This is a genomic window from Streptomyces sp. NPDC059499 (assembly GCF_042749285.1).
In the GTDB taxonomy this organism is placed as follows: Bacteria; Actinomycetota; Actinomycetes; order Streptomycetales; family Streptomycetaceae; genus Streptomyces.
The window spans coordinates 45,170-68,127 of record NZ_JBHYTT010000015.1; the positions used below are offsets into that span (position 1 = coordinate 45,170).

19 protein-coding genes are annotated in these 22,958 nt (G+C 71.1%); 3 read left to right on the forward strand and 16 right to left on the reverse strand.

Features of this window, described 5'->3' with window-relative positions; all coding sequences use genetic code 11:
* Positions 1-20: 20 nt before the first annotated feature.
* The 5 genes from ACFW9O_RS28470 to rimP all read right to left on the reverse strand — a co-directional run bounded on the left by ACFW9O_RS28470 (position 21) and on the right by rimP (position 5,703).
* Positions 21-317, reverse strand: coding sequence for a DUF503 domain-containing protein (locus ACFW9O_RS28470; protein WP_384613299.1), 297 nt, complete (start codon positions 315-317; stop codon positions 21-23).
* A 167-nt stretch (positions 318-484) separates the two neighbouring features.
* A complete protein-coding gene (gene infB, locus ACFW9O_RS28475; RefSeq protein ID WP_384613301.1) occupies positions 485-3,604 on the reverse strand; it encodes a translation initiation factor IF-2 in 3,120 nt (1,039 codons plus the stop codon).
* 149 nt (positions 3,605-3,753) lie between these two features.
* On the reverse strand, positions 3,754-4,032 hold the full coding sequence (locus tag ACFW9O_RS28480; protein WP_329206847.1) for a YlxR family protein: 279 nt from the start codon (positions 4,030-4,032) through the stop codon (positions 3,754-3,756).
* A gap of 130 nt (positions 4,033-4,162) precedes the next feature.
* Complete coding sequence (gene nusA / locus ACFW9O_RS28485; RefSeq protein WP_384613304.1) at positions 4,163-5,203, reverse strand: transcription termination factor NusA; 1,041 nt, start codon at positions 5,201-5,203, stop codon at positions 4,163-4,165.
* A gap of 2 nt (positions 5,204-5,205) precedes the next feature.
* Positions 5,206-5,703, reverse strand: a complete 498-nt coding sequence (gene rimP / locus ACFW9O_RS28490; protein ID WP_351181140.1) for a ribosome maturation factor RimP — start codon at positions 5,701-5,703, stop codon at positions 5,206-5,208.
* A gap of 172 nt (positions 5,704-5,875) precedes the next feature.
* Between rimP and ACFW9O_RS28495 the strand changes: the two genes are divergently transcribed.
* The 3 genes from ACFW9O_RS28495 to ACFW9O_RS28505 are packed head-to-tail and all read left to right on the forward strand — an operon-like array spanning position 5,876 to position 7,870.
* On the forward strand, positions 5,876-6,397 hold the full coding sequence (locus tag ACFW9O_RS28495) for a hypothetical protein (RefSeq protein ID WP_384613306.1): 522 nt from the start codon (positions 5,876-5,878) through the stop codon (positions 6,395-6,397).
* Positions 6,394-6,921, forward strand: a complete 528-nt coding sequence (locus ACFW9O_RS28500; RefSeq protein WP_384613308.1) for a ferritin-like domain-containing protein — start codon at positions 6,394-6,396, stop codon at positions 6,919-6,921. The genes ACFW9O_RS28495 and ACFW9O_RS28500 overlap by 4 nt, the downstream gene beginning before the upstream one ends.
* Before the next feature lie 28 nt (positions 6,922-6,949).
* A complete protein-coding gene (locus tag ACFW9O_RS28505) occupies positions 6,950-7,870 on the forward strand; it encodes an aminoglycoside phosphotransferase family protein (protein ID WP_384613310.1) in 921 nt (306 codons plus the stop codon).
* A gap of 71 nt (positions 7,871-7,941) precedes the next feature.
* Here the strand turns inward: ACFW9O_RS28505 and ACFW9O_RS28510 are convergent, their stop codons facing one another.
* From ACFW9O_RS28510 to ACFW9O_RS28560, 11 genes are all read right to left on the reverse strand, one after another.
* Entirely contained in the window at positions 7,942-9,642 is a 1,701-nt protein-coding gene (locus tag ACFW9O_RS28510; protein ID WP_384613311.1) for a proline--tRNA ligase, read from the reverse strand.
* 72 nt (positions 9,643-9,714) lie between these two features.
* Entirely contained in the window at positions 9,715-10,290 is a 576-nt protein-coding gene (locus ACFW9O_RS28515) for a GNAT family N-acetyltransferase (protein ID WP_351181128.1), read from the reverse strand.
* Between the two features lie 29 nt (positions 10,291-10,319).
* Positions 10,320-11,180: a GNAT family N-acetyltransferase gene (locus ACFW9O_RS28520; RefSeq protein WP_351181125.1), complete on the reverse strand. Its 861-nt coding sequence runs from the start codon at positions 11,178-11,180 to the stop codon at positions 10,320-10,322.
* A gap of 162 nt (positions 11,181-11,342) precedes the next feature.
* A complete protein-coding gene (gene ispG, locus ACFW9O_RS28525; protein ID WP_384613313.1) occupies positions 11,343-12,500 on the reverse strand; it encodes a flavodoxin-dependent (E)-4-hydroxy-3-methylbut-2-enyl-diphosphate synthase in 1,158 nt (385 codons plus the stop codon).
* Between the two features lie 182 nt (positions 12,501-12,682).
* Complete coding sequence (locus ACFW9O_RS28530; protein WP_351179346.1) at positions 12,683-13,993, reverse strand: site-2 protease family protein; 1,311 nt, start codon at positions 13,991-13,993, stop codon at positions 12,683-12,685.
* Positions 13,990-15,252, reverse strand: a complete 1,263-nt coding sequence (dxr, locus tag ACFW9O_RS28535; protein WP_384613315.1) for a 1-deoxy-D-xylulose-5-phosphate reductoisomerase — start codon at positions 15,250-15,252, stop codon at positions 13,990-13,992. The genes ACFW9O_RS28530 and dxr overlap by 4 nt, the downstream gene beginning before the upstream one ends.
* Positions 15,253-15,304: 52 nt before the next feature.
* Positions 15,305-15,997: a hypothetical protein gene (locus ACFW9O_RS28540; RefSeq protein ID WP_384613317.1), complete on the reverse strand. Its 693-nt coding sequence runs from the start codon at positions 15,995-15,997 to the stop codon at positions 15,305-15,307.
* Between the two features lie 303 nt (positions 15,998-16,300).
* Positions 16,301-17,539 carry a 3-phosphoshikimate 1-carboxyvinyltransferase gene (gene aroA / locus ACFW9O_RS28545; protein ID WP_384613319.1) on the reverse strand — a complete coding sequence of 413 codons (1,239 nt, stop codon included), beginning with the start codon at positions 17,537-17,539 and terminating at the stop codon, positions 16,301-16,303.
* An 81-nt stretch (positions 17,540-17,620) separates the two neighbouring features.
* Positions 17,621-19,567 carry an acyl-CoA dehydrogenase family protein gene (locus tag ACFW9O_RS28550; protein WP_384613320.1) on the reverse strand — a complete coding sequence of 649 codons (1,947 nt, stop codon included), beginning with the start codon at positions 19,565-19,567 and terminating at the stop codon, positions 17,621-17,623.
* 186 nt (positions 19,568-19,753) lie between these two features.
* Positions 19,754-21,199 carry an aldehyde dehydrogenase family protein gene (locus ACFW9O_RS28555; RefSeq protein ID WP_384613322.1) on the reverse strand — a complete coding sequence of 482 codons (1,446 nt, stop codon included), beginning with the start codon at positions 21,197-21,199 and terminating at the stop codon, positions 19,754-19,756.
* Between the two features lie 169 nt (positions 21,200-21,368).
* Positions 21,369-22,958 (reverse strand): PucR family transcriptional regulator, encoded by a 1,590-nt coding sequence (locus tag ACFW9O_RS28560; RefSeq protein ID WP_384613323.1) that lies wholly within the window; start codon positions 22,956-22,958, stop codon positions 21,369-21,371.

Here is a 22,958-nt window from a genome sequence, read left to right on the forward strand (position 1 = left end):
CGTCTCCTTCTTGAACGTGCTCAATCGTCTTCGTCGTTGTGCAGCCGCCGTCGTACGGACAGCAGCTCCACTTCCGGCCGGCCCGCGACCATGCGCTCGCACCGGTCCAGTACGTCTGTGAGGTGTCCGGTGTCCCCGGAGACCACGGCAAGGCCGATCTCGGCCCTGCGATGTAGGTCCTGACCGCCCGTCTCCGCGACACTCACCCCGAACTTACGGTGGATCTCGGCGATGATCGGACGGACGATGGAGCGTTTCTCCTTCAGCGACCGTACGTCGCCGAGGAGGAGGTCGAAGGACAGTGTCCCCACATACATGTGTGTCCGGATGTCCCGCCGGTTCGGGTTCGCGCCCCGCCATCGCTTGGCAGGGACACAAGAACCGTACACGGAACGGCCGGGGCCGATCGACGGAAATACGACCCGTCGACCGGCCCCGACCGTGCGGGAGGCCCGGGGGTCTCCCCCCGGGAATCCCTTGCGGATCAGCCTCGCGGCTTCTCGCGCATCTCGTACGTCGCGATGACGTCGTCGATCTTGATGTCGTTGAAGTTTCCGAGGTTGATACCGCCCTCGAAGCCTTCGCGGATCTCGGTGACGTCGTCCTTGAAGCGGCGCAGACCGGAGATGTTGAGGCTCTCCGCGATGACCTTGCCATCGCGCAGCAGGCGCGCCTTGGTGTTGCGCTTGACCTCGCCGGACCGGACCAGCACACCGGCGATGTTGCCCAGCTTGGACGAGCGGAAGATCTCGCGGATCTCCGCCGTACCGAGCTCGACCTCTTCGTACTCCGGCTTGAGCATGCCCTTGAGGGCCGCTTCGATCTCTTCGATCGCCTGGTAGATGACCGAGTAGTACCGGACGTCCACACCTTCGCGGTCGGCCATCTGCGCGGCACGCCCTGCGGCGCGCACGTTGAAGCCGATCACGATGGCGTCGGAGCCGGTCGCCAGGTCGATGTCCGACTCGGTGACCGCACCCACACCGCGGTGCAGGACCCGGATGTCGACCTCTTCACCGACGTCGAGCTGGAGCAGCGAGGACTCGAGAGCCTCCACCGAACCGGACGCGTCGCCCTTGATGATGAGGTTGAGCTCCTGGACCAGACCGGCCTTGAGCGCCTCGTCCAGGTTCTCCAGGGAGAACCGGACACCCTTGCGGGCGAAGTTGGCGTTGCGCTCACGAGCGGCACGCTTCTCGGCGATCTGACGGGCCGTACGGTCCTCGTCGACGACCAGGAAGTTGTCGCCGGCACCCGGGACGTTGGTGAGACCCAGCACGAGGACGGGGGTCGAGGGACCCGCTTCCTCGACGTTCTCGCCCTTGTCGTCGAGCATCGCGCGGACTCGGCCGTACGCGTCGCCGACCACCATCGTGTCGCCGACCCGCAGCGTGCCTCGCTGGACCAGGACGGTCGCAACGGCACCGCGGCCGCGGTCGAGGTGGGACTCGATCGCAATACCCTGCGCGTCCTGCTCCGGGTTGGCCCGCAGGTCGAGCGAGGCGTCGGCGGTGAGGACGACGGCCTCCAGAAGAGCCTCGATGTTGAGGCCCTGCTTGGCGGAGATGTCGACGAACATCGTGTCGCCGCCGTACTCCTCGGCCACCAGACCGAACTCGGTGAGCTGACCGCGCACCTTGGTCGGGTCCGCACCCTCGACGTCGATCTTGTTGACCGCGACCACGATCGGCACGTCGGCCGCCTTGGCGTGGTTCAGCGCCTCGATCGTCTGGGGCATCACACCGTCGTTCGCCGCCACCACGAGGATCGCGATGTCGGTGGACTTCGCACCACGTGCACGCATGGCGGTGAACGCCTCGTGACCCGGGGTGTCGATGAAGGTGATCCGGCGGTCCTCGCCGTTGACCTCGGCGCCGACCTGGTAGGCACCGATGTGCTGCGTGATGCCGCCGGCCTCGCCCGCAACGACGTTCGTCTTGCGGATCGCGTCCAGCAGTCGGGTCTTACCGTGGTCGACGTGACCCATGACGGTCACGACCGGCGGACGGGAGACCAGGGCCTCTTCGCCGCCCTCGTCCTCGCCGAACTCGATGTCGAAGGACTCGAGCAGCTCGCGGTCCTCCTCCTCGGGGCTGACGATCTCCAGGACGAAGTTCATCTCGTCCGCGAGCATCTTCAGCGTCTCGTCGGAGACGGACTGCGTGGCAGTGACCATCTCGCCGAGGTTCATCATCACGCCGACGAGCGACGCCGGGTTGGCGTTGATCTTCTCGGCGAAGTCGGTGAGGGAAGCACCGCGCGACAGCCGGACAGCCTGTCCGTTGCCACGGGGCAGCATGACGCCGCCCACCGACGGGGCCTGCATGGCCTCGTACTCCTGGCGCCTCTGCCTCTTCGACTTACGGCCACGACGCGCGGGACCGCCGGGACGGCCGAACGCACCCTGTGTGCCACCACGGGCACCCGGGCCGCCGGGACGTCCACCGAAGCCGGGACGACCGCCGAAGCCGCCGCCGCCACCGGGACGGCCTGCGCCGCCACCGCCACCGGGACCACCGGGACGACCGGCGAAGCCGCCGCCGCCACCACCGGGACCGGCCGGACGGCCGGCGAAGCCGCCGCCACCGGGACGACCTGCGCCGCCGCCGCCACCGGGACGACCGCCACCGGCACCGGGACCACGGCCGCCGCCGGGGCCACCACCGGGACGCGGGGCCGCGGCGGGACGCTGCGGCATCATGCCGGGGTTCGGACGGTTACCGGCGGGGGCACCGCCGGGACGCGGGGACTGCGGACGGGGCATGCCGCCCGGAGACGGACGGGCACCACCCTGACCCTGCGGGCGCGGTGCGCCACCGGGGCCACCCGCGCCGCCCTGCGGACGGGGAGCGCCGGGGCGCTCCTGACCGCCGCCGGGACGCGGGGCGCCGCCGGGACGGGGCGCGCCGGGGCGCGCCATGCCGGTGGAGCCACCGGAGGTGAACGGGTTGTTGCCCGGACGGGGACCCGCCGGACGCGTGCCGCCGGGGCGGGGTGCGCCCTGGCCTGCGGGACGTGCCGGACGGTCGCCGCCGCGCTCGCCGCCACGCTCGCCACCGCGGCCACCGTCACGCTGACCGCCGGCCGGAGCCGGACGGGCGGGGCGGGGGCCGGGGGTGGCACCCGCGGGACGCGGGGCCTGCGGCTGCTGGGGTGCGGCCGACTGGGCCGGTGCCGGAGCCGAGAACTCGGCGGCGGGCACCGGGGTGACCGGGGCAGCCTTCGGCGCGGGCTTCGGACCCGGACGCGGGCCCGCAGACGGCGCGGAAGGTGCTGCGGGGGTGCTGCTCGCCGGGGTCTCGGCAGCGGCCGGCTTGGGAGCCGGTGCGCCGGGCTTCGGGGCAGCAGGACGTGCCGCAGCGGCCGGGGAGGGCGCTGCGGGCTTCACGGGGGCGGCCTTGCGGGGCGCGCCAGGCTTTGCAGCGGACTTGCCGGCGTTGCCACCGGGACCCTGCAGTGCGTCAGTCAATTTGCGTACAACCGGCGCCTCGATCGTCGAGGACGCCGAACGGACGAATTCACCGAGTTCTTGGAGCTTGGCCATGACGACCTTGCTCTCAACCCCGAACTCCTTGGCGAGTTCGTATACCCGGACCTTAGCCACTTCGCTCCTTTTAGGTCCGGGTTACCGCCGGACCGTCGCTACTTCATGGGCGTACTCATCGCGTACTCATCGAGTGCTCATCGCAATCTCGACCTACTTCCAACTCGCGAGGTACCTGACCGCACGGGGACCCGTGCCGTTCACTTTTCTTACGGTGTCACCCGCTCGACGAACCGCTGCAGTGCCGCGGAATCGAACGGCCCCTTGGCCTTGAAGGCCCGGGGGAATGCCCGGCGGCGGACCGCCAGGTCGAGACAGACAGAGACCGGGTGCACGTACGCACCCCGGCCGGGCAGCGTACCGCGTGGATCAGGGACTACTTCACCCTCGTCCACCACGATGCGCAGCAGCTCGCTCTTGGCCGCTCGCTCCCGGCATCCCACACAGGTTCGTTCGGGGCAAGCGCGGGCGTGCGTCCGGCCAGACACGTTTAAGTCTACCTCCCCGCACCGACCTCACCCCTTTGGGGCAAAAATCGAACGGATGTTGTCGTGATCTCAGCGACAGGACGCCTCGATCTATTCCCTGGGACCGCCCCGGAACCCCGGGCGGAACGGATCAGCCGCGCTCGGACCGCTCCCGGGCGCGCTCGGCGCGCTCACGGTCGGCGACGTCCCGCTCGGCGTCGGTCTCGGTGTCCGGGCGGATGTCGATGCGCCAGCCGGTGAGGCGGGCCGCCAGGCGGGCGTTCTGCCCTTCCTTGCCGATCGCCAGCGACAGCTGGTAGTCGGGCACGGTGACCCGGGCGGAGCGCGCGGCGAGGTCCACGACCTCGACCTGACTCACCCGAGCGGGTGACAGTGCGTTGGCGACCATCTCGGCCGGGTCGTCCGACCAGTCCACGATGTCGATCTTCTCGCCGTGCAGCTCGGCCATGACATTGCGCACACGGCTGCCCATCGGGCCGATGCAGGCGCCCTTGGGGTTGAGCCCGGCCCGGGTGGACCGTACGGCGATCTTGCTGCGGTGACCGGCCTCACGGGCGATGGCCTCGATGACCACCGAACCGTCCGCGATCTCCGGAACCTCCAGCGCGAAGAGCTTCTTCACCAGGTTGGGGTGGGTCCTCGACAGGGTCACGGACGGACCGCGCACACCCTTGGCCACCCGTACGACGTACGTACGCAGCCGGAGACCGTGCTTGTACTCCTCACCCGGCACCTGCTCCTGCACCGGCAGGATCGCTTCCATCTTGCCGATGTCGACGAGGACGTTCTTCGGGTCCTTGCCCTGCTGGACCAGGCCGGTGACGACATCGCCCTCGTGGCCCGCGTACTCGCCGAACGTCTTGTCGTCCTCGGCGTCGCGCAGGCGCTGCAGGATGACCTGCTTGGCGGTGGTCGCCGCGATGCGGCCGAAGCCGGACGGGGTGTCGTCGAACTCCTTGGGCTCCTGGCCCTCTTCGAGGTCGGCCGGGTCCTCCTTGGCCCACACCGTCACGTGACCGCGCTCGTTCAGCTCGACCCGGGCCCGGCGCCGGCTGCCGTCGGTGCGGTGGTACGCGATGAGGAGGGCTGCCTCGATCGCCCCGACGAGCACGTCGAAGGGGATCTCCTTGTCCTGCGCCAAGCCCTTCAAAAGCTTCACATCGATGTCCACGGCTACGCCTCCTCTTCCTTCTTGTCCTTGCGGTTGAATTCGATCTCCACGCGCGCCTTGGCGATCTCGTCGAAGGCGATTCGGCGCGACGTGGGCTTGCGGCCCTTGACGCCCGGCACTTCGAGATCGAGTCCCTCGTCGTCGACTGCGAGGATGCGGGCCACCAGCTCGTCGCCGTCGTTCAGGCCCAGCTTCGCCAGCCTGCCGATGGCGCGTACGTAGTGGCGGTGCTCGGTCAACGGGCGGTCGGCGCCCGGAGAGCTCACTTCGAGGACGTACTCGCCCTCGCCCATCGCGTCGCTCTCGTCGAGCGTCACGGAGATCGCGCGGCTCAGCTCGGCGCACGTGTCGAGCTCGACGCCGTCCTCGGAATCCACGATGACCCGCAGCACCCGGCGGCGGCCTGCCCGGGACACCTCGATCTCCTCGAGGTCCAGCTCCTCGGCGCTGACGAGCGGTTCGATCAGTGCGCGCAGCCTCTCGCTCTGGGTGGTGCTCATCCGGGTGACTCCTCGGCCGCGTGTGCTGTTGTGGGGATCGTCGCGTGTCTGGTCAAAGGGTATCCGGTCCGCAGGGGTGTTGCCGTCCGCCTCCCGCCTGTCCGCGGGTACGCTCGCCTGCAGTGATCACTTCAGGTCAGAATCGGTCACAAACCAGGCCCGAAGGAGACAAGTGCGGCGCACGGGGACGACGCGCAGGAGTGCGCTCACCGCTACCGGAGCGCTCGCACTGGGTGCGGTGCTGACCGGCTGCGGGTCCGACGAGGACTCCGGCGGACAACGGGGGGACGCGAGTGCCGACGCCCGGGCAGCGGCGGCCCGGACGCAGACGGCGCTGCGGGCGGCTGCCGCCCGCACCAGTTCCGCGCTGCTCGCCCGGTACGACGAGGTCGTGACCGCCCACCCGGTGACCGCGGCCGGGCTCGCCCCCCTGCGGTCCGCGGTCCAGGAGCACACATCGGCCCTGGGAGGCCCGCCGAAGGGCACCGCCCAGCCGTCGCCGACGGTTCGAGCCACCGGCGCGAAGGCCGCCCTGCAGGCGCTGGCGGCCGAGGAGCGGCGCGTGGCCGACGCCCACACCAGAACCCTTCTGAAGGCGGGGCCGGAGCTGGCCAGGCTGCTGGCCTCGGTCGCCGCGGCCGGCGCGGCCCACGCGTATCTTCTGACCGAACTGGCCAAGGAGTCCTCGTCATGACCGAAGAGGCCGGGCGGACCGGGGAGTCCGGGCAGACGGAGGACGATGCCGGGCGGATGACCCTGCCGGCAGCACAGGCCGCGCTCGCCGCCGAGCACGCCGCCGTGTACGGGTACGGGGTGCTGGGCGGCCGGCTGGAGGGCCGCCGCCGTACCGACGCCACGGCGGCCCACGACGCCCACCGCGCCCGGCGCGACGCCCTGGTGCGCAGGGTCCGCGACCTGGGCGGTGCTCCGGTGGCGGCCGACGCCGCGTACGCTCTGCCGTTCGCGGTACGGGATCCGGCGGCGGCGGTGCGGCTCGCCGCCCTGTTGGAGGACCGGATCGCGGGCGTCTACTCCGATCTCGTACGCGCCGCCCACGGGCCCCTGCGGCAGGAAGCCGCAGCTGCCCTGAGGGAGGCCGCCGTGCGGTCGGTGCGCTGGCGCGGCACCGGCGTAGCCTTTCCGGGGCTCGTCGAGAAGGCCGCCGCACGCCCGTCGGACGAGACCGCCGAGGCCGGCGCCGCGGCTGTCACGCACTGAGAAAGCTTCGAAAGGGAACTGGGCACGTATGGGTTTCGAACCGCCGCAGCGGCTGGTGCGAGCGCTCGGCGAGACGTACGGGGACGCGGCCGCCGCCGAATGGCTCGCGCGGCTTCCCGCACTCACCGAGGAGGCGCTGTCCTCAGCGGGTCACCAGGTCTCGCTCGAACGGGTCGTGGCCCCGGGCGGCCGCAGCAGCCTCGCCCTCCTCGTGCACCGGCCGGACGGCACGCCCGCCGTGCTGAAGATCGCGCCGCCCGGTGCCGCGCCCTCGCTCGAACGGGCCGCGCTCGCCCATTGGAACGGCTGGGGTGCGGTGCAGCTCCTGTCGCCCGAGGGCGGCACGGCGGCGGGTGACAGCCTCCTGCTGGAGCGGTTGCACCACGAGGTGTCCCTGCGTTCCCTTCCTGAGGCGAAGGCGCTGCTGGAGGCCTCGGGCACGGTACGGCGGCTGTGGATCGACCCGCCGGCCGGGCACCCCTTCGAGACCGTCGCGGAGCGTACCGCCCGGCAGACGGAACCGATGCGGGCGGTCGCGGCGGCGGAACCGGAGCTCGGCGGCCTCGTCTCGGCCGCGCTGGCGGCCCGCGAGGAACTGGTCGCGCACTCCCCCGAACTCCTGCTGCTGCACGGCAACTTCCGGCAGAGCAAGGTGCTGTCCGGTGAGCGTGCCCCGTGGCTGGCGGTGGGCCCCGAGCCGCTGGTGGGCGAGCGCGCCTACGACCTCGCACGGCTCGTGCGCGACCGCGTCGAGGACCTGATCGCCTCGCCCGGCGGCGCGGTGACGGCACGCCGGCGGATCAAGAAGCTCGCGGAGTCGCTGGAGCTGGACCAGGCACGGCTGCACGGCTGGACGCTGTTCCGGGCCGTGGAGTCGGGCACCCGTGCGCTGACGGCGGGGCGTCGGCAGGACGGCGAGCTGACCCTGGAGTTCGCGGGCTGGCTGTAACGACCCCGTACGTACGCGAGAGGCCCCCACCCGGTGGGGGCCTCTCGTGTGTCCGCGGGGTGCGGTGCGGATCAGCCCCGGTCGCTCAGGCGGGCGATCGCCTCGTCGACGGTGAGCTCCTCGCGCTCGCCCGTGCGGCGGTCCTTCAGCTCCAGGACGCCCTCGGCCGAACGACGGCCGGCGACCAGGATCTTCGGGACACCGATGAGCTCCGAGTCGGTGAACTTGACGCCGGGCGAGATCCCCGGGCGGTCGTCGACCAGGACGCGCAGGCCCGCGGCGTTCAGTTTCTCGGAGACCTCGAGGGCCAGTTCGGTCTGGAGCGCCTTGCCCGCGGCGACGACGTGCACGTCGGCCGGGGCGATCTCGCGGGGCCAGCACAGGCCCTTGTCGTCGGCGGTCTGCTCGGCGAGTGCGGCCACCGCGCGGGAGACACCGATGCCGTACGAGCCCATCGTGACGCGGACGGGCTTGCCCTGCTGGCCGAGGACGTCGAGGTTGAAGATGTCGGCGTACTTGCGGCCGAGCTGGAAGATGTGGCCGATCTCGATGGCGCGGTCCACCTGGAGGCCGGTGCCGCACTCGGGGCAGGGGTCGCCCGCCTCGACGACGACGACGTCGAGGTAGTCGTCGACCTCGAAGTCACGGCCCGCGACGACGTTCTTCGCGTGCTTGCCCTCCTTGTTGGCGCCCGTGATCCAGGCCGTGCCGGAGGTGACGCGGGGGTCGGCGATGTAGCGGACCTTCTCCAGGCCCTGCGGGCCGACGTAGCCGCGCACCAGGTCGGGGCGGCCGACGAAGTCCTCGGCGGTGACGAGCTCGACGACGGCGGGGGCGAGGTGCTCGCCGAGCTTGCCGAGGTCGACCTCGCGGTCGCCGGGCACGCCCACGGCGACGATCTCGCCGTCGACCTTGACCAGGAGGTTCTTCAGGGTGGCGGAGGCCGGGACGCCGAGGTGGGCGGCGAGGGTCTCGATGGTCGGGGTGTCGGGGGTGTCCAGCTCCTCGACGGGGGCGACCGCGGAACCGTCGACGGGCGTGGCCTTGAAGGTCACGGCCTCCGTGTTGGCGGCGTAGTCGCAGTTCGGGCAGTCGACGAAGGTGTCCTCGCCGGCCGGGGCGGGCGCCAGGAACTCCTCGGACGCCGAGCCGCCCATGGCTCCGGAGACGGCCGAGACGATGCGGTGGTCGAGGCCGAGGCGCTCGAAGATCCGGATGTACGCGGCGCGGTGGAGCCGGTACGCCTCGGCGAGACCCTCGTCGGTGGTGTCGAAGGAGTACGAGTCCTTCATCTGGAACTCACGGCCGCGCAGCACACCGGCGCGGGGACGGGCCTCGTCGCGGTACTTGGTCTGGATCTGGTAGAGGATCACGGGCAGGTCCTTGTAGGACGAGCACATGTCCTTGACGATCTGGGTGAAGACCTCTTCGTGGGTGGGGCCCAGGAGGTAGTCGGCACCCTTGCGGTCCTTGAGCCGGAACAGCAGGTCGCCGTACTCGTCGTACCGGCCGCTCGCCTCGTACGCCTCCTTGGGGAGGAGCGCGGGCAGCAGGACCTCCTGGCCGCCGATGGCGTCCATCTCCTCGCGGACGACGCGGGTGATGTTCTCCAGGACCTTCTTGCCGAGCGGGAGCCAGGACCAGATTCCGGCGGCGGTGCGACGTACGTATCCGGCCCGGACGAGGAGCTTGTGGTTGAGCGTCTCGGCGTCGGCCGGGTCATCGCGCAGTGTCTTGATCATCAATCGGGACATGCGCTGGACCTGGGCCATGATGAACTCCTGCTCGGAAGGGTGATGAGGCCGAGGTTAGCGGGGCGGTACGCGCGGGCGGAAATCGATTCGCTATCGGCGGCGCAGCGGAAGCGGCGCACCCATCACCGCGTAGGGCTTGGGCGCGCTGGGGAAGAGCACCTGCCTGGCCAGGTCCTGGTAGCCGAGGGCGCGGTAGAGGCCGCGTGCGGGGCTCTCCGTGTCGATCGCCGAGAGGATGGACCGGGGCAGGTCGACGGCGTCCGTGATGGTGGTGATCAGGCTGCGGCCGAGGCCGCGCTGCTGGAACTCCGGATGGACGTGGAGTTCGGTGATCACGAACGAGTCGTCGAGCCATTGCGAGGAGCCCGTGGCGCGCAGGTAGGGCTCCACGACGGTGGACCACCAGTGGGCCCGGTTGTTCGGCAGGCCGTAGACGAATCCGACGAGCCGCCCGGCAGGGGTCGTGGCGCCGAGGGCGCGGGCCTGCGGGTGGTCCAGGTGCCTGAGCACGATGTGGCGGCGTACGTCGATCTCGTCCTGGGAGAGCCCGAAGGCGACGGCCTGCACGGCCAGGGCCTCATCGACACGTGCGGCGAGGTCGAGCGGACCGACCACGATGCCGGGGGCCCCGGAGTCCCGGGGGGATGCGGGGTGCGCTGCTGCCATGCGGGAACCCTACTGGCCGTGCCGCCCGGTCAGAACAGCACGCTCATGAACGCACCGGTCTCACGGAAGCCGACGCGGCTGTACGCCCTGCGTGCCGCGGTGTTGTAGTCGTTCACGTACAGGCTGACGACCGGTGCCACATCGGCCAGCGCGTACCGCAGGACGGCCGCCATGCCCGTCTCGGAGAGACCGCGGCCCCGGAATTCGGGGGCGACCCAGACGCCCTGGATCTGGCAGGCCCGTGAGGTGGCCGCGCCGATCTCCGCCTTGAAGACGACCTTGCCGTCGTCGATGCGGGCGTAGGAGCGGCCGGTGGTGATCAGCTCGGCGACCCGTGCCTGGTAGAGCAGCCCGCCGTCACCGGCCAGCGGCGAGATGCCGACCTCCTCGGTGAACATCGCCACGCACGCCGGCATGAGGACGTCGATGTCCTCCTTGTGGATGCGGCGCACGAGCGGGTCGGGCGCCACCTCGGCGGACGGGCTCTCGGTGACCATGAGGGGCTGGTTGGGCCGGACTTCCCTGGCGGGACCCCAGCTCGGTTCCAGCAGGCGCCACAGCTGGGCGGTGGGCCCGGCGGGGCCGACGATCGAGGAGCAGCGGCGACCGGCCCTGCGGGCGCGGTCGGCGAAGGCCCTGATGGCCTCGGGCGTCGCGCAGATGGGGACCAGGTTGGCCCCGGAGTAGCAGAGCGAGCGCAGTCTGCCGTCGGCGTACCAGCCCCACATCTCGCCGCCGAGACGCCAGGGGTCGAGTCCCGCGACCTGGACGCGCGACGTCACGAACGCGTTGTCGACAGGTTCGCTCTCGAGGATGGCGAGCGCGGCAGGGAGCTCGCCGGGGTCGAGGACCCGGGTAGTGGTCTGCGTCAACACTGGGGGCCTCACCATACTGTCTGCTGATTTCCGCACTGTACCCAACAAGGCTGCGGGGCGCCCCCCGCACGGGAGGGGACGGCCGGATGCGACGGGGACGGGCCGGGGGCGGCGACGGGGCGCGGACGCGGCTGTGCCCCGCAGGGCGGGCCCTGCGGGGCACAGTGAGTGGTGGGGTCAGCCCGCGATGGAGACCTGGGGCTCGCCGGAGGCGATGCCGTCCTTCTCCATCTGCTCCGCGATCTTCAGGGCTTCCTCGATGAGGGTCTCCACGATCTTCGACTCGGGGACGGTCTTGATGACCTCGCCCTTCACGAAGATCTGGCCCTTGCCGTTGCCGGACGCCACACCCAGGTCCGCCTCACGCGCCTCGCCGGGGCCGTTCACCACACAGCCCATCACCGCGACACGCAGCGGAACCTCCATGCCCTCCAGCCCCGCACTGACTTGGTCCGCCAGCTTGTACACATCCACCTGCGCACGCCCGCACGACGGACACGACACGATCTCCAGCCGCCGCTGCTTGAGGTTCAGCGCCTCGAGAATCTGCAGCCCGACCTTGACCTCCTCGACCGGAGGAGCCGACAGAGAAACCCGGATCGTGTCCCCGATCCCCTCCGAGAGCAGCGCGCCGAAGGCCACCGCGGACTTGATCGTGCCCTGGAACGCGGGACCGGCCTCGGTCACACCCAGGTGCAGCGGGTAGTCGGACTGCGCGGCCAGCTGACGGTAGGCGTTCACCATCACGACCGGGTCGTTGTGCTTCACCGAGATCTTGATGTCACCGAACCCGTGCTCCTCGAACAGTGACGCCTCCCACAGCGCCGACTCCACGAGAGCCTCCGGTGTCGCCTTGCCGTACTTCTTCAACAGCCGCGCGTCCAGCGACCCGGCGTTGACACCGATCCGGATCGGCGTGCCGGTGTCACCGGCCGCCTTCGCGATCTCCTTGACCTTGTCGTCGAACTGCTTGATGTTCCCCGGATTCACCCGCACCGCCGCACAACCCGCGTCGATCGCCGCGAACACGTACTTCGGCTGGAAATGAATGTCCGCGATCACCGGGATCTGCGACTTCCGGGCAATCGTCGACAGCGCGTCCGCGTCATCCTGCGTCGGACACGCCACCCGCACGATCTGACAACCCGACGCCGTCAGCTCCGCGATCTGCTGCAACGTCGCACCGATGTCCGACGTACGCGTCGTCGTCATCGACTGCACCGACACCGGTGCGTCCCCACCGACCGCCACCGACCCGACCTGGATCTGACGGCTGACCCGTCGGTCGGCGAGCTTGGTCGGAACGGCCGGCATTCCGAGAGAAATCGCAGTCATGCGCTGAGCATCCCCAAGGTGTGGATCAGTGTGGATCGAGGTCCCGAGAACGGCGGGCTCCAGAGTTCGAGGTTACGGCACCGGAGGAAGACCGGGCGCACCCCGTCCGGCAATACCGCCGAACGGTGAGTGGCCGGACACCACCTGTGTGCCCGGCCGCCACCTCCGGGACGTGGAAGGCGTCAGGTGATCTTGACGGGGTTCACGATGTCGGCGACCAGCACCAGCAGCGTGAAGCAGATGAAGACACCGGCGACGACATAGGCGACCGGCATCAGCTTCGCCACGTCGAAGGGGCCGGGGTCGGGCCGCTTGAAGACACGGGCCACGTTGCGGCGCAGGGATTCCCAGAGCGCGCCGGCGATGTGGCCGCCGTCGAGGGGCAGCAGGGGCAGCATGTTGAAGAGGAACAGGGAGAGGTTGAAGCCGGCCAGCAGGAACAGCATCATCGCGATCTGGTTCTGCGCCGGGACGTCGAGGTTCATCACCTCGCCGCCGATCCTGGCCGCACCGACCACGCCGACCGGCGAGTCGTCGGCGCGCTCTCCGTCGCTGAAGGCCGCGTTCCACAGATCGGGGACCTTGGAAGGCAGGGCGATGATCGAGTCGACGCCGTTCTCGATCATGTCGCCCATGCGGACGACCGAGTCACCGAAGGAGAGCGGCAGGATCTCCGTGTTGGCGGCGAAGCCGAGGTAGCCGGCCTCGACATAGGCCTTGGGGACGACCTGGCCGTCGGCGTCCTTCTTCGCGACGGTGTTCTTCTGCAGCACGGCGTGCAGGGTCTGCTCCCGGCCGTCGCGCTCCACGGTGATGGCGGCCGGCCCGATGGTCTTCCGGATCCGGTCCGAGAGCGTCGCCCAGTCGTCGATCTTCTCGCCATCGAAGGCGACGATCCTGTCGCCCTTCTGCAGCCCGGCGGCCTTGGCGGGCGAGACCGGGTCGGAGGCCTTGCAGGCGTCACGTTCCTCGCTCTGCTCGATCACGCACTGCTGGACGCCCGCGACCTCCGTGGTCTGGGTCTGGAAGCCGAAGGTCATGGCCACACCCATGAAGATCGCGACGGCCAGGACCAGGTTCATGAACGGCCCGGCGAACATCACGATCACGCGCTTCCAGGGCTTGCGCGTGTAGAAGAGCCGGGTCTCGTCGCCCGGCTCGAGCTCCTCGAACGCCGCGGATCTGGCGTCCTCGATCATGCCGCGCCAGGGCGAGGTGGATCGCGCCTCCAGCCGCCCGTCGGGTCCCGGCGGGAACATGCCGATCATCCGGATGTAGCCGCCGGCGGGAATGGCCTTAATGCCGTACTCGGTGTCGCCCTTCTTGCGCGACCAGATCGTCGGGCCGAAGCCGACCATGTACTGCGGCACCCGGATGCCGAAGAGCTTGGCGGTCGACAGGTGACCCAGCTCGTGCCAGGCGATCGAGAACAGCAGACCCACGGCGAAGATGGCGATCCCCAGGACCGTCATCAGGATCGTCGTCATACTCATGCGTGCGCCTCCGCTGTCGCTTTCGCCGAGAGCTCCCTGGCCCGGGAACGGGCCCAGGTCTCCGCCTCGAGGACGTCCGCGACGTCGAGTGAAGTTCCCGTGGCAGGGGTGCCGTGTTCGGCGACCACTGCGGTGACCGTATCCATGATGCCGTTGAAGGGCAGCCGTCCTGCCAGGAATGCGTCCACGCACTCCTCATTGGCTGCGTTGAACACCGCCGGGGCGGTGCCGCCCAGTGTGCCGACGTGGCGGGCGAGCCCGACGGACGGGAACGCGTCGGTGTCCAGCGGGAAGAACTCCCAGCTGGAGGCCCTCGTCCAGTCGAAGGCGGGGGCCGCGTCCGGGATCCGCTCGGGCCAGCCGAGCCCGATGGCGATCGGGCCCCGCATGTCGGGCGGGGTGGCCTGCGCGAGGGTGGAACCGTCGGTGAACTCCACCATCGAGTGAACGTACGACTGGGGGTGGACCACGACCTCGATCCGGTCGAACGGAATGTCGTAGAGGAGATGCGCCTCGATGACTTCCAGGCCCTTGTTGACCAGCGTCGCCGAGTTGACCGTGATGACCGGGCCCATGGCCCAGGTCGGGTGCGCGAGGGCCTGCTCGCGGGTGACACCGGCGAGCTCGCTCCTCGTGCGTCCGCGGAACGGTCCGCCGGAGGCGGTCACGACGAGCTTGCGCACGTCGGCGCGCTTTCCGGCGGCCAGGGCCTGGAACAGCGCGGCGTGCTCGGAGTCGACCGGGATGATCTGGCCGGGAGCCGCGAGGGCCTTCACGAGCGGGCCGCCGACGATCAGCGACTCCTTGTTGGCGAGGGCGAGCGTGCGGCCGGCCTTCAGCGCGGCAAGTGTGGGGGCCAGCCCGATGGAGCCGGTGATCCCGTTCAGCACGGTGTGGCAGTCGCTCGCGGCGAGCTCGGCCGCGGCCCCGGGCCCGGCCAGGATCTCGGGGAGCGGCTCACCCGCCCCGTACGCCGCGCGCAGCGCCTCGCGCAGCGCGGGCACCTTATCCTCGGCGGCGACCGCGACCGTACGCACCCGCAGCTCCCTCGCCTGTTCGGCGAGGAGCTCGACGCGGCCGCCCGCGGCGGACAGCGCCGTGACACGGAAGCGGTCGGGGTTGCGCAGCACCAGGTCGATGGCCTGCGTGCCGATGGACCCGGTCGAGCCGAGGATCACAAGATCCCGGCGGCCGTCCGCGGCGTCGAATACGAGATGCGGATCGGCGAGGGGTACGGGGCTGTCGCTCATGCCCCCCATTGTTGCCGCATCCTCTGTGCGCGCTGACAGGGCATCCCCGTCGGCGCGTGCCTCAGACCCGCCCGGCACGGAATTTCTTCCACTGGGCGGCCATGATGTCCTGCGGCACCCCGCCGATGTCCTTGGTGTCGAGGACCTCCCCCCGGAAGGCGAGGGTGGTGGAGCCGGCCCGTACGACGGTGAGGTACTCGTACAGCTTGGTCCTGTCCTTCACGTCGAGGATGGTGAAGCGGTACGCGCTCGCCTCGTCGGCCTCGTCCGCGAAGGCGGGCAGCCCGGTGGGCTCGACCTTCACGTACCTGGCCCGAGCGATGGCCCGCTCCTCCACCAGGCCCCCGGCACAGGCCCGGCCCGCCTTGCGGAGCGACTGCATGACCTTCGCGGCCTCGCCGTTCCCGTACGAGCGAAGGGTTACGTCGACCATGACGCCGAGCATCTGGTCGGGGACGTCGACCCTGCGCTGCACCTGGGCGGCCGGTTCGTGGTCGCCGACGTCACCGGCGAGGCTGACGAGCGGCTGGCAGACGGCCGGGGTGGCGGTGTACCCGTCGCTGAGGAGCCCGTCCAGGGCGTACTCGTTGGCGGTGTAGGCGCCCGCCTTCTCCCCGTCGGTGAAGGCGACCGCCTCGAGCTGCGCCTTGGTGAGCGCGGCCGGGGCGGAGGACGAGGGGGCGGGGCTCTTCCCGGCCTTGTCGTTGCCGCCGTCGCCGTCACCGCATCCGGTGACGCCGATGAGCGTCACCACCGCGCATCCCGTGGCTGCGGCACTCCGCCATCCGGCCCGCCGGTTCCCCGCCCCGAACATCCTTGCCCCACTCTCCCGTTGACGGTGACGATCAAGTCTCCGACCGCCGCCGAGGCTCGATTGTGCTGCATGCCGGTCGGATTCGCGTATCGATGCCGAACTTCCTCCGCAGCTGCTCCGCGGAGATGCGGCGCGCGGTGGTCGCGCCGATGGTGCCGGTGACGAAGCAGGATGCGGGGTGGCGAAGGAGACGGGCCGGATCGAGCGGGAGGTCGAGGTCCCGCAGGTGCGCGGGCCTTTTCGTCAGCCGGCGCCGCCTGCCGCGAACTCCGCGAACGCCTCGTGGAATTCGGGGAACGTCTTGCGTACGCACCCGGGGTCGTCGTAGCTCATCCCGGGCGCGCGCAGCCCCGCGACCGCGAACGACATCACGATCCGGTGGTCGCCGTGGGTGGCGATCTCCGTGGCTCGGGGGGTGCCGGGGTGGATCTCGATCCAGTCGTGTCCGGTGTGCACGGTGATCCCCATCCGCCGCAGGTTCGTGGCGCAGGCCTCCAGCCGGTCGCACTCCTTCACCCGGGTGTTGGCGACGTCCTCGATCCGCACGGGCGACGAGGCGAACGGCGCGATCGCGGCCAGGGTGGGCATCGTGTCGGAGATGTCGCGCATGTTGACGGTGAGACCGCGCAGGGCGCCGGTGGACCGGACCGTCGTCGCGTCGGCCGTGGTCCGCACCTCGGCGCCCATGCGGCGCAGGACGTCGGTGAAGCGCAGGTCGCCTTGGAGCGCGTCCGTGCCGAGGCCGGGAACGGTGACCTCACGGCCGGTGAGGGCCGCGGCGGCGAAGAAGTAGCTCGCGGTGGAGGCGTCGGGTTCGACGGCGTACGTGGTGGCGCGGTAGCCGCCCGGGGGAACGGTGAACGTGTTCCCCTCCCGGACGACCTCGACGCCGAAGCTGCGCATCATCGAGAGGGTGATCTCGATGTACGGCGCCGAGACGAGCTCCGTGACGTCGATCCGCAGCCCGTCGGCGGTGAGCGGTCCGAGCATGAGCAGGGCGGTGAGGTACTGGGACGACTCCCCCGCGTCCAGGGTCAGTTCACCGCCCTTGACGCCCGATGCCTCGATGCGGAGCGGGTGGTGGCCCTCCGCACCCTCGTGGCGCAGGTCGACGCCGAGGGCGCGCAGGGCCTCGGTGAGCGGGGCGAGGGGGCGCCGTCGCATCTGGGCGGAGGCGTCGAAGCGGTAGGTGCCTGTGGGCGCGGCGGAGACCAGCGTCGGCAGGAAGCGCGCGGTGGTGGCCCCGTCGCGGCAGTGGACCTCGGCCTCGGTGACGGCGGGACCGGAGGGGCGGCCCTCGATGTGCCAGCGGTCCGGCTCGCGCTTCACCCCGTATCCGAGGCGGGTCAGCCCCTCGGTGAAACCTTCGGTGTCGTCCGAGTGCAGGGGCCTCAGGAGCGTGGTGGTGCCGTTCGCGGCGGCGGCCAGGAACAGGGCGCGGGCGGTGACGGACTTGGAGCCGGGGATATTGGTTATGGTCACGGGCACCCATCTTGCCGTGCGGTGGGCGCACCCGCGGGGCGAATCCAGGCAGTGGACGCGCCCCGCGGGGATGATGCCGGTTCAGCGGATGGGGCGGTGGACGTTCTCCCCGGTGGCCGGGCCGGGGGTGGCGTCGGCGATCCAGGGACCGTCGCCGCTGGGATCGATGACGCCCTCCTCCAGCCACGTGTACGTACCGGACAGGACTCCGTCGACCACGCGCCGGTCGATGTCGTCGGTGTTGGACCAGAGCCGGGTGAAGAGTTCCTCCACCCGGATGCGGGACTGCCGGCAGAACACGTCGGCGAGCTGGTACGCCTCGCGGCCGTGGTCGCCGTTGACGCGCAGGTGTTCGGCACGGACGCAGGCGGCGCTCATGGCGAAGAGTTCGGCGCCGATGTCGACGATCCGGCCGAGGAAGCCCTGCTTGGTCTCCATGCGGCCCTGCCAGCGGGACATCGCGTAGAAGGTGGAGCGGGCCAGCTTGCGGGCGGAGCGCTCGACGTACCGGAGGTGGGCGGAGAGGTCCGGGTGCCCGGGAACCTTGAACTCGCTGTACGCGCTGGGGAGCTGCCCCGGCCCGCTGACCAGTTTCGGCAGCCACCGTGCGTAGAACCCCGCCGCGTTGGCGCCCGCCTTCGCCTTGGCCGAGAGGGGCTTGTCGGGGTCGATGATGTCGCCGGCGACCTTGAGGTGGGCGTCGACGGCCTCGCGGGCGATCAGCAGGTGCATGATCTCCGTGGAGCCCTCGAAGATCCGGTTGATCCTCATGTCGCGGAGCATCTGCTCGGCCGGTACGGCGCGTTCGCCGCGGGCCGCGAGCGAGTCGGCGGTCTCGAAGCCGCGCCCGCCGCGGATCTGGACGAGTTCGTCGGAGATCAGCCAGCCCATCTCGGAGCCGTACAGCTTGGCCAGGGCGGCTTCGATCCGGATGTCGTTGCGGTTCTCGTCGGCCATCTGCGAGGAGAGGTCGACGACGGCCTCCAGCGCGAACGTGGTGGCGGCGATGAAGGAGATCTTCGCGCCGACCGCTTCGTGCCGGGCGACCGGCCTGCCCCACTGCTCGCGCACGGCCGTCCATTCGCGGGCGATCTTCAGCGACCACTTCCCGACGCCCACGCACATGGCGGGCAGCGAGAGGCGTCCGGTGTTGAGCGTGGTCAGGGCGATCTTGAGCCCTGCGCCCTCGGGACCGATCCGGTTGGCCGCGGGCACGCGTACGCGGTGGAAGCGGGTCACCCCGTTCTCGATGCCGCGCAGGCCCATGAAGGCGTTGCGGTGCTCGACGGTGACGCCCTCGGAGTCCGCCTCGACGACGAAGGCCGTGATGCCGCCCTTGTGGCCCTCGGACTGCGGGACGCGGGCCATCACGACGAGCAGGTCGGCGACGACGCCGTTGGTCGTCCAGAGCTTCACGCCGTCCAGGACGTAGTCGTCCCCGTCGGGAACGGCCGTGGTCGCGAGCCTCGCCGGGTCGGATCCCACGTCGGGTTCGGTGAGGAGGAACGCCGAGATGTCCGTACTGGCGAGGCGGGGCAGGAAGGCGTCCTTCTGCTCCTGGGTGCCGAACATCTTCAGCGGCTGCGGTACGCCGATGGACTGGTGGGCGGAGAGCAGCGCGCCGAGCGAGGGGCTGGCGGAACCGACGAGGGCGAGCGCCTTGTTGTAGTAGACCTGGGTCAGTCCCAGGCCGCCGTACTTGGGCTCGATCTTCATACCGAGGGCGCCGAGTTCCTTGAGGCCGTTGACGACCTCGTCGGGGATCCTGGCCTCCCTCTCGATGAGTGCCCCGTCGATGCGGGTCTCGCAGAACTCGCGCAGCCGGGCGAGGAATGCCTCGCCGCGCCGTACGTCGTCTGCGGCGGGCATGGGGTGCGGATGGATCAGGTCCAGCCGGAAGCGTCCGAGGAAGAGTTCCTTCGCGAAGCTCGGCTTGCGCCAGTCCTGTTCGCGGGCGGCCTCGGCCACCTGCCGTGCTTCACGCTCGGTGACCTTGGGGGCCTGGGGGATGTCGGATGGGGCGGACATGAGGAGCTCACCTCGCCGCGAGTCGGGTCGATGGTCGGGACGTACACATACCGATCGGTACTACTCGTCCGTATGTACCCGATCCACGCCACCCCCACCACCCCTGGGACCGACTCCCGCAGGGGTACGGAACAGGCCGGAGCCCCCGCACAGCGGGCTCCGGCCTGTTCCTGATTCCCGCGCGGGCTACAGGGCCAGGCCAGTGAGGACCAGCACCCGCTCGTAGGTGTAGTCGTCCATCGCGTAGCGGACGCCCTCGCGGCCGACGCCGGACTGCTTGGCGCCTCCGTACGGCATCTGGTCGGCGCGGTAGGAGGGGACGTCGCCGATGACCACGCCGCCCACCTCCAGGGCGCGGTGGGCGCGGAACGCCGTCTGCAGGTCGTGCGTGAAGACACCTGCCTGCAGGCCGTACTTGGAGGCGTTCACGGCGGCGAAGGCCTCTGCCTCGCCGTCGGTCCGCTGCACGGACAGGACCGGGCCGAAGACCTCTTCGCAGGCAATCTTCGAGGTGCCGGGCAGTTCGGTGAGGACCGTCGGGGCGTAGGTGGCCCCGTCGCGCTTGCCGCCGGTGAGCAGCCGGGCGCCCGCCTCGACGGCCTCGTCGACCCAGGACTCGACGCGGCGGGCGGCGTTCTCGTCGACCAGCGGGCCGACGTCCGTGGCCGCGTCCGAGGGGTCGCCGGTCACGAGGGCCTCGACGGCCGCGACGATCTTCGGGACGAGGCGGTCGTACACCGAGGAGTCGGCGATGACGCGCTGCACCGAGATGCAGGACTGGCCGCCCTGGTAGTTGGAGAAGGTCGCGATACGGGTCGCGGCCCAGTCCAGGTCCTCCTCGGAGGCGTAGTCGGCGAGGACGACGGCCGCGCCGTTGCCGCCGAGTTCCAGGGTGCAGTGTTTGCGCGGCACCGACTCCATGATCGAGTAGCCGACGGGGCCGGAGCCGGTGAAGGAGATCACGGGCAGCCGCTCGTCCTTGACCAGGGCGGGCATCCTGTCGTTCGGCACGGTCAGGACGGACCAGGAACCGGCCGGGAGGTCGGTCTCCGCCAGCAGCTCGCCCAGGATCAGGGACGAGATGGGGGTGGCCGGGGCGGGCTTGAGGATGATCGGCGCGCCGACGGCGATGGCCGGGGCGACCTTGTGGGCGCTCAGGTTGAGCGGGAAGTTGAAGGGCGCGATGCCGAGGACGGGACCGCGCGGGAAGCGCCTGGTCAGTGCGAGGCGGCCGGTCCCGCCGGCGTCCGTGTCCAGCCGCTGGGCGTCGCCGCCGTTGAAGCGGCGGGCCTCCTCGGCGGCGAACCGGAAGACGGAGACGGCACGGCCGACCTCACCGCGGGCCCACTTGATGGGCTTGCCGTTCTCTCCGGAGATCAGCTGGGCGATCTCCTCGGTGCGCTCCGTCAGGCGCCGCACCACATGGTCGAGCGCCGCGGCCCGCACGTGCGCGGGGGTGGCGGCGAACTCGTCACGCACGGCGTGCGCGGCGGCGACGGCCTCCTCGACCTGCGCGTCGGTGGGCACGCTGACCGTGCCGACGAGACGGCCGTCCCAGGGGTTGGTGACGTCGAAGCTGTCCTCGCCGGTGGCCTGGCGGCCGGCCAGCCAGAAGGCGTGGGTGGAAGTCATGGCGGTTCCGGCCCTTCAGGGGTGTGAACGGGAGGTCGCGGGCACCGCGGAGGCACCCTCCTGACCCCACGGTAGGTCGGCCGGGCACGGATGACGTTTGTCCGGCGTGGAGCGGACCGGAGGGGCGATGCGCCGGTTTGTCGGAGCCGGGCGACCGTGGTCCTGCCCGCTACGGGGTCCCCGACGAGGCGGCCGTCGTCTTCAGGGCCAGCCACAGCTCCATCCGGACGTCCGGATCGTCCAGGGAGCGGCCCAGGATCTCCTCCACCCGGCGCATCCGGTACCGCAGCGTGTGGCGGTGGACGCCCAGGTCCGCGGCGGCGGCGTCCCACTGGCCGTGCCGGGAGAGCCATGCCTGCAGCGAGGCGACCAGGTCGCCGCGGCCCTTCGCGTCGTGTTCGTACAGGGGGCGCAGCATCCCGTCGGCGAAGGCCCGTACCGCGTCGTCGGCCAGGAGCGGCAGGACGGAGCCTGCGGCGAGCTCCTCGTGCTCGACCAGGGCCCTGCCTCTGCGACGGGCGACCGAGAGCGCCTGTTCGGCCTGCTTGTACGCGGCGGCGACGGCGATGGGGCCGCTGGGGGCGGACAGTCCGACGACGACGTCGCCCTCCTCCTTCCCCGGTTCGTGTGCCGGGCGCTCGTCCTGCGTGCCGGCGTGCGTGGCGCACGCGGCGACCGCGGCGCCGCCGTCCGCGGCCAGCACCACGATCCGTTCGCCCTCGGGGACCATCAGCAGTGCCTCGCCGGCCCGGGCGGCCGCGGCCTCCATCGTCTCGGCGAGCAGCTCGGTGGCGACGGGTGCGGAGGGGGCCGACGGAGTGAAGGCCTCCGCGATGAGCAGCCGGAAGGGGGCGTCGAGCAGGCCCCCGTACAGGTCGCCGGCGACCGCCCGGGCGTGGTCGGGCTGTCCGGCCAGCAGCATGCGCAGGACCGCAGCGCCGAGGCGCTGCTCCGCGCCCTGGAGCGAGCGGGAGCGGGCCGTGGTGAGCGTCAGCAGGGCGACCGCGGAGTGCACCGCGTAGCGCTCGGCCGTCCCGAGGGCCGCCCCGGTGCCGACGGCCAGCGCACCGCGGGTGCGGCGGCCGGTGCCCAGGGACTGGAGCTCGACCCGGTCGTCGGTGTCCCCGACGACGGCGCTGGCCGGGGCGGGACGGTCCCGGAGGCGCTCCACGTCGGGCGTGAGCCGTGCGGCGCGGCGGGCCGCCCACTCGGGAGCCGCGGCCACGACGGCGCCGGAGGTGTCGTACAGCGCGGCCCAGCCGTCGACGTACGCGGCGAGGCGGGTCAGGAGTTCTCCGGGGCCGTCCCCGGCGAGTGCGGCCCGGGTCAGCTCCCGCTGGGCCTCGAAGCCCGCGGTGACGGCCCTGTACTGGTCGGCGGCGATCGCCGCCGACACGGCCTTGCTGATGGCGATGAACGGGGTGCGGCGGGGTACTTCGAGGAGCGGCAGACCGCTTTCGTCGGCGGCGGCGACCAGGGCGTCGGGGATGTCCTCGTAGGTGACGCCGACGGCGAAGCCGATCCCGGCGACTCCGGCGCCGGCCAGGCGCTGGACGTACCTGCGCATCGCCTCGGGGTCCTCGGCGTCGAGGTTCGTGGCGGTGACGAGGAGGAGCTCGCCGCCGTCCATGTACGGCACGGGGTCGGCGAGCTCGCTGGCATGTGCCCAGCGCACCGGCGTGTCGAGCCGGTCCGCCCCTGCCCGGACCGTGAGCTTGAGCGCGGAGTGCTGGACGAGCGAGGCGAGAGTGGGGGGCAT

What these genes read in the sequence shown, in the direction of transcription:
- dxr (WP_384613315.1), bottom strand. Translation starts at nt 15,252, where the DNA reads ATGGGGGGCATGAGCGACAGCCCCGTACCCCTCGCCGATCCGCATCTC.
- ACFW9O_RS28505 (WP_384613310.1), top strand. Translation starts at nt 6,950, where the DNA reads ATGGGTTTCGAACCGCCGCAGCGGCTGGTGCGAGCGCTCGGCGAGACG.
- ACFW9O_RS28530 (WP_351179346.1), bottom strand. Translation starts at nt 13,993, where the DNA reads ATGAGTATGACGACGATCCTGATGACGGTCCTGGGGATCGCCATCTTC.
- ACFW9O_RS28470 (WP_384613299.1), bottom strand. Translation starts at nt 317, where the DNA reads ATGTATGTGGGGACACTGTCCTTCGACCTCCTCCTCGGCGACGTACGG.
- ACFW9O_RS28555 (WP_384613322.1), bottom strand. Translation starts at nt 21,199, where the DNA reads ATGACTTCCACCCACGCCTTCTGGCTGGCCGGCCGCCAGGCCACCGGC.
- rimP (WP_351181140.1), bottom strand. Translation starts at nt 5,703, where the DNA reads ATGAGCACCACCCAGAGCGAGAGGCTGCGCGCACTGATCGAACCGCTC.
- ACFW9O_RS28560 (WP_384613323.1), bottom strand. Translation starts at nt 22,958, where the DNA reads ATGCCCCCCACTCTCGCCTCGCTCGTCCAGCACTCCGCGCTCAAGCTC.
- ACFW9O_RS28500 (WP_384613308.1), top strand. Translation starts at nt 6,394, where the DNA reads ATGACCGAAGAGGCCGGGCGGACCGGGGAGTCCGGGCAGACGGAGGAC.
- ispG (WP_384613313.1), bottom strand. Translation starts at nt 12,500, where the DNA reads ATGACTGCGATTTCTCTCGGAATGCCGGCCGTTCCGACCAAGCTCGCC.
- ACFW9O_RS28515 (WP_351181128.1), bottom strand. Translation starts at nt 10,290, where the DNA reads ATGGCAGCAGCGCACCCCGCATCCCCCCGGGACTCCGGGGCCCCCGGC.
- ACFW9O_RS28520 (WP_351181125.1), bottom strand. Translation starts at nt 11,180, where the DNA reads ATGGTGAGGCCCCCAGTGTTGACGCAGACCACTACCCGGGTCCTCGAC.
- ACFW9O_RS28550 (WP_384613320.1), bottom strand. Translation starts at nt 19,567, where the DNA reads ATGTCCGCCCCATCCGACATCCCCCAGGCCCCCAAGGTCACCGAGCGT.
- ACFW9O_RS28510 (WP_384613311.1), bottom strand. Translation starts at nt 9,642, where the DNA reads ATGGCCCAGGTCCAGCGCATGTCCCGATTGATGATCAAGACACTGCGC.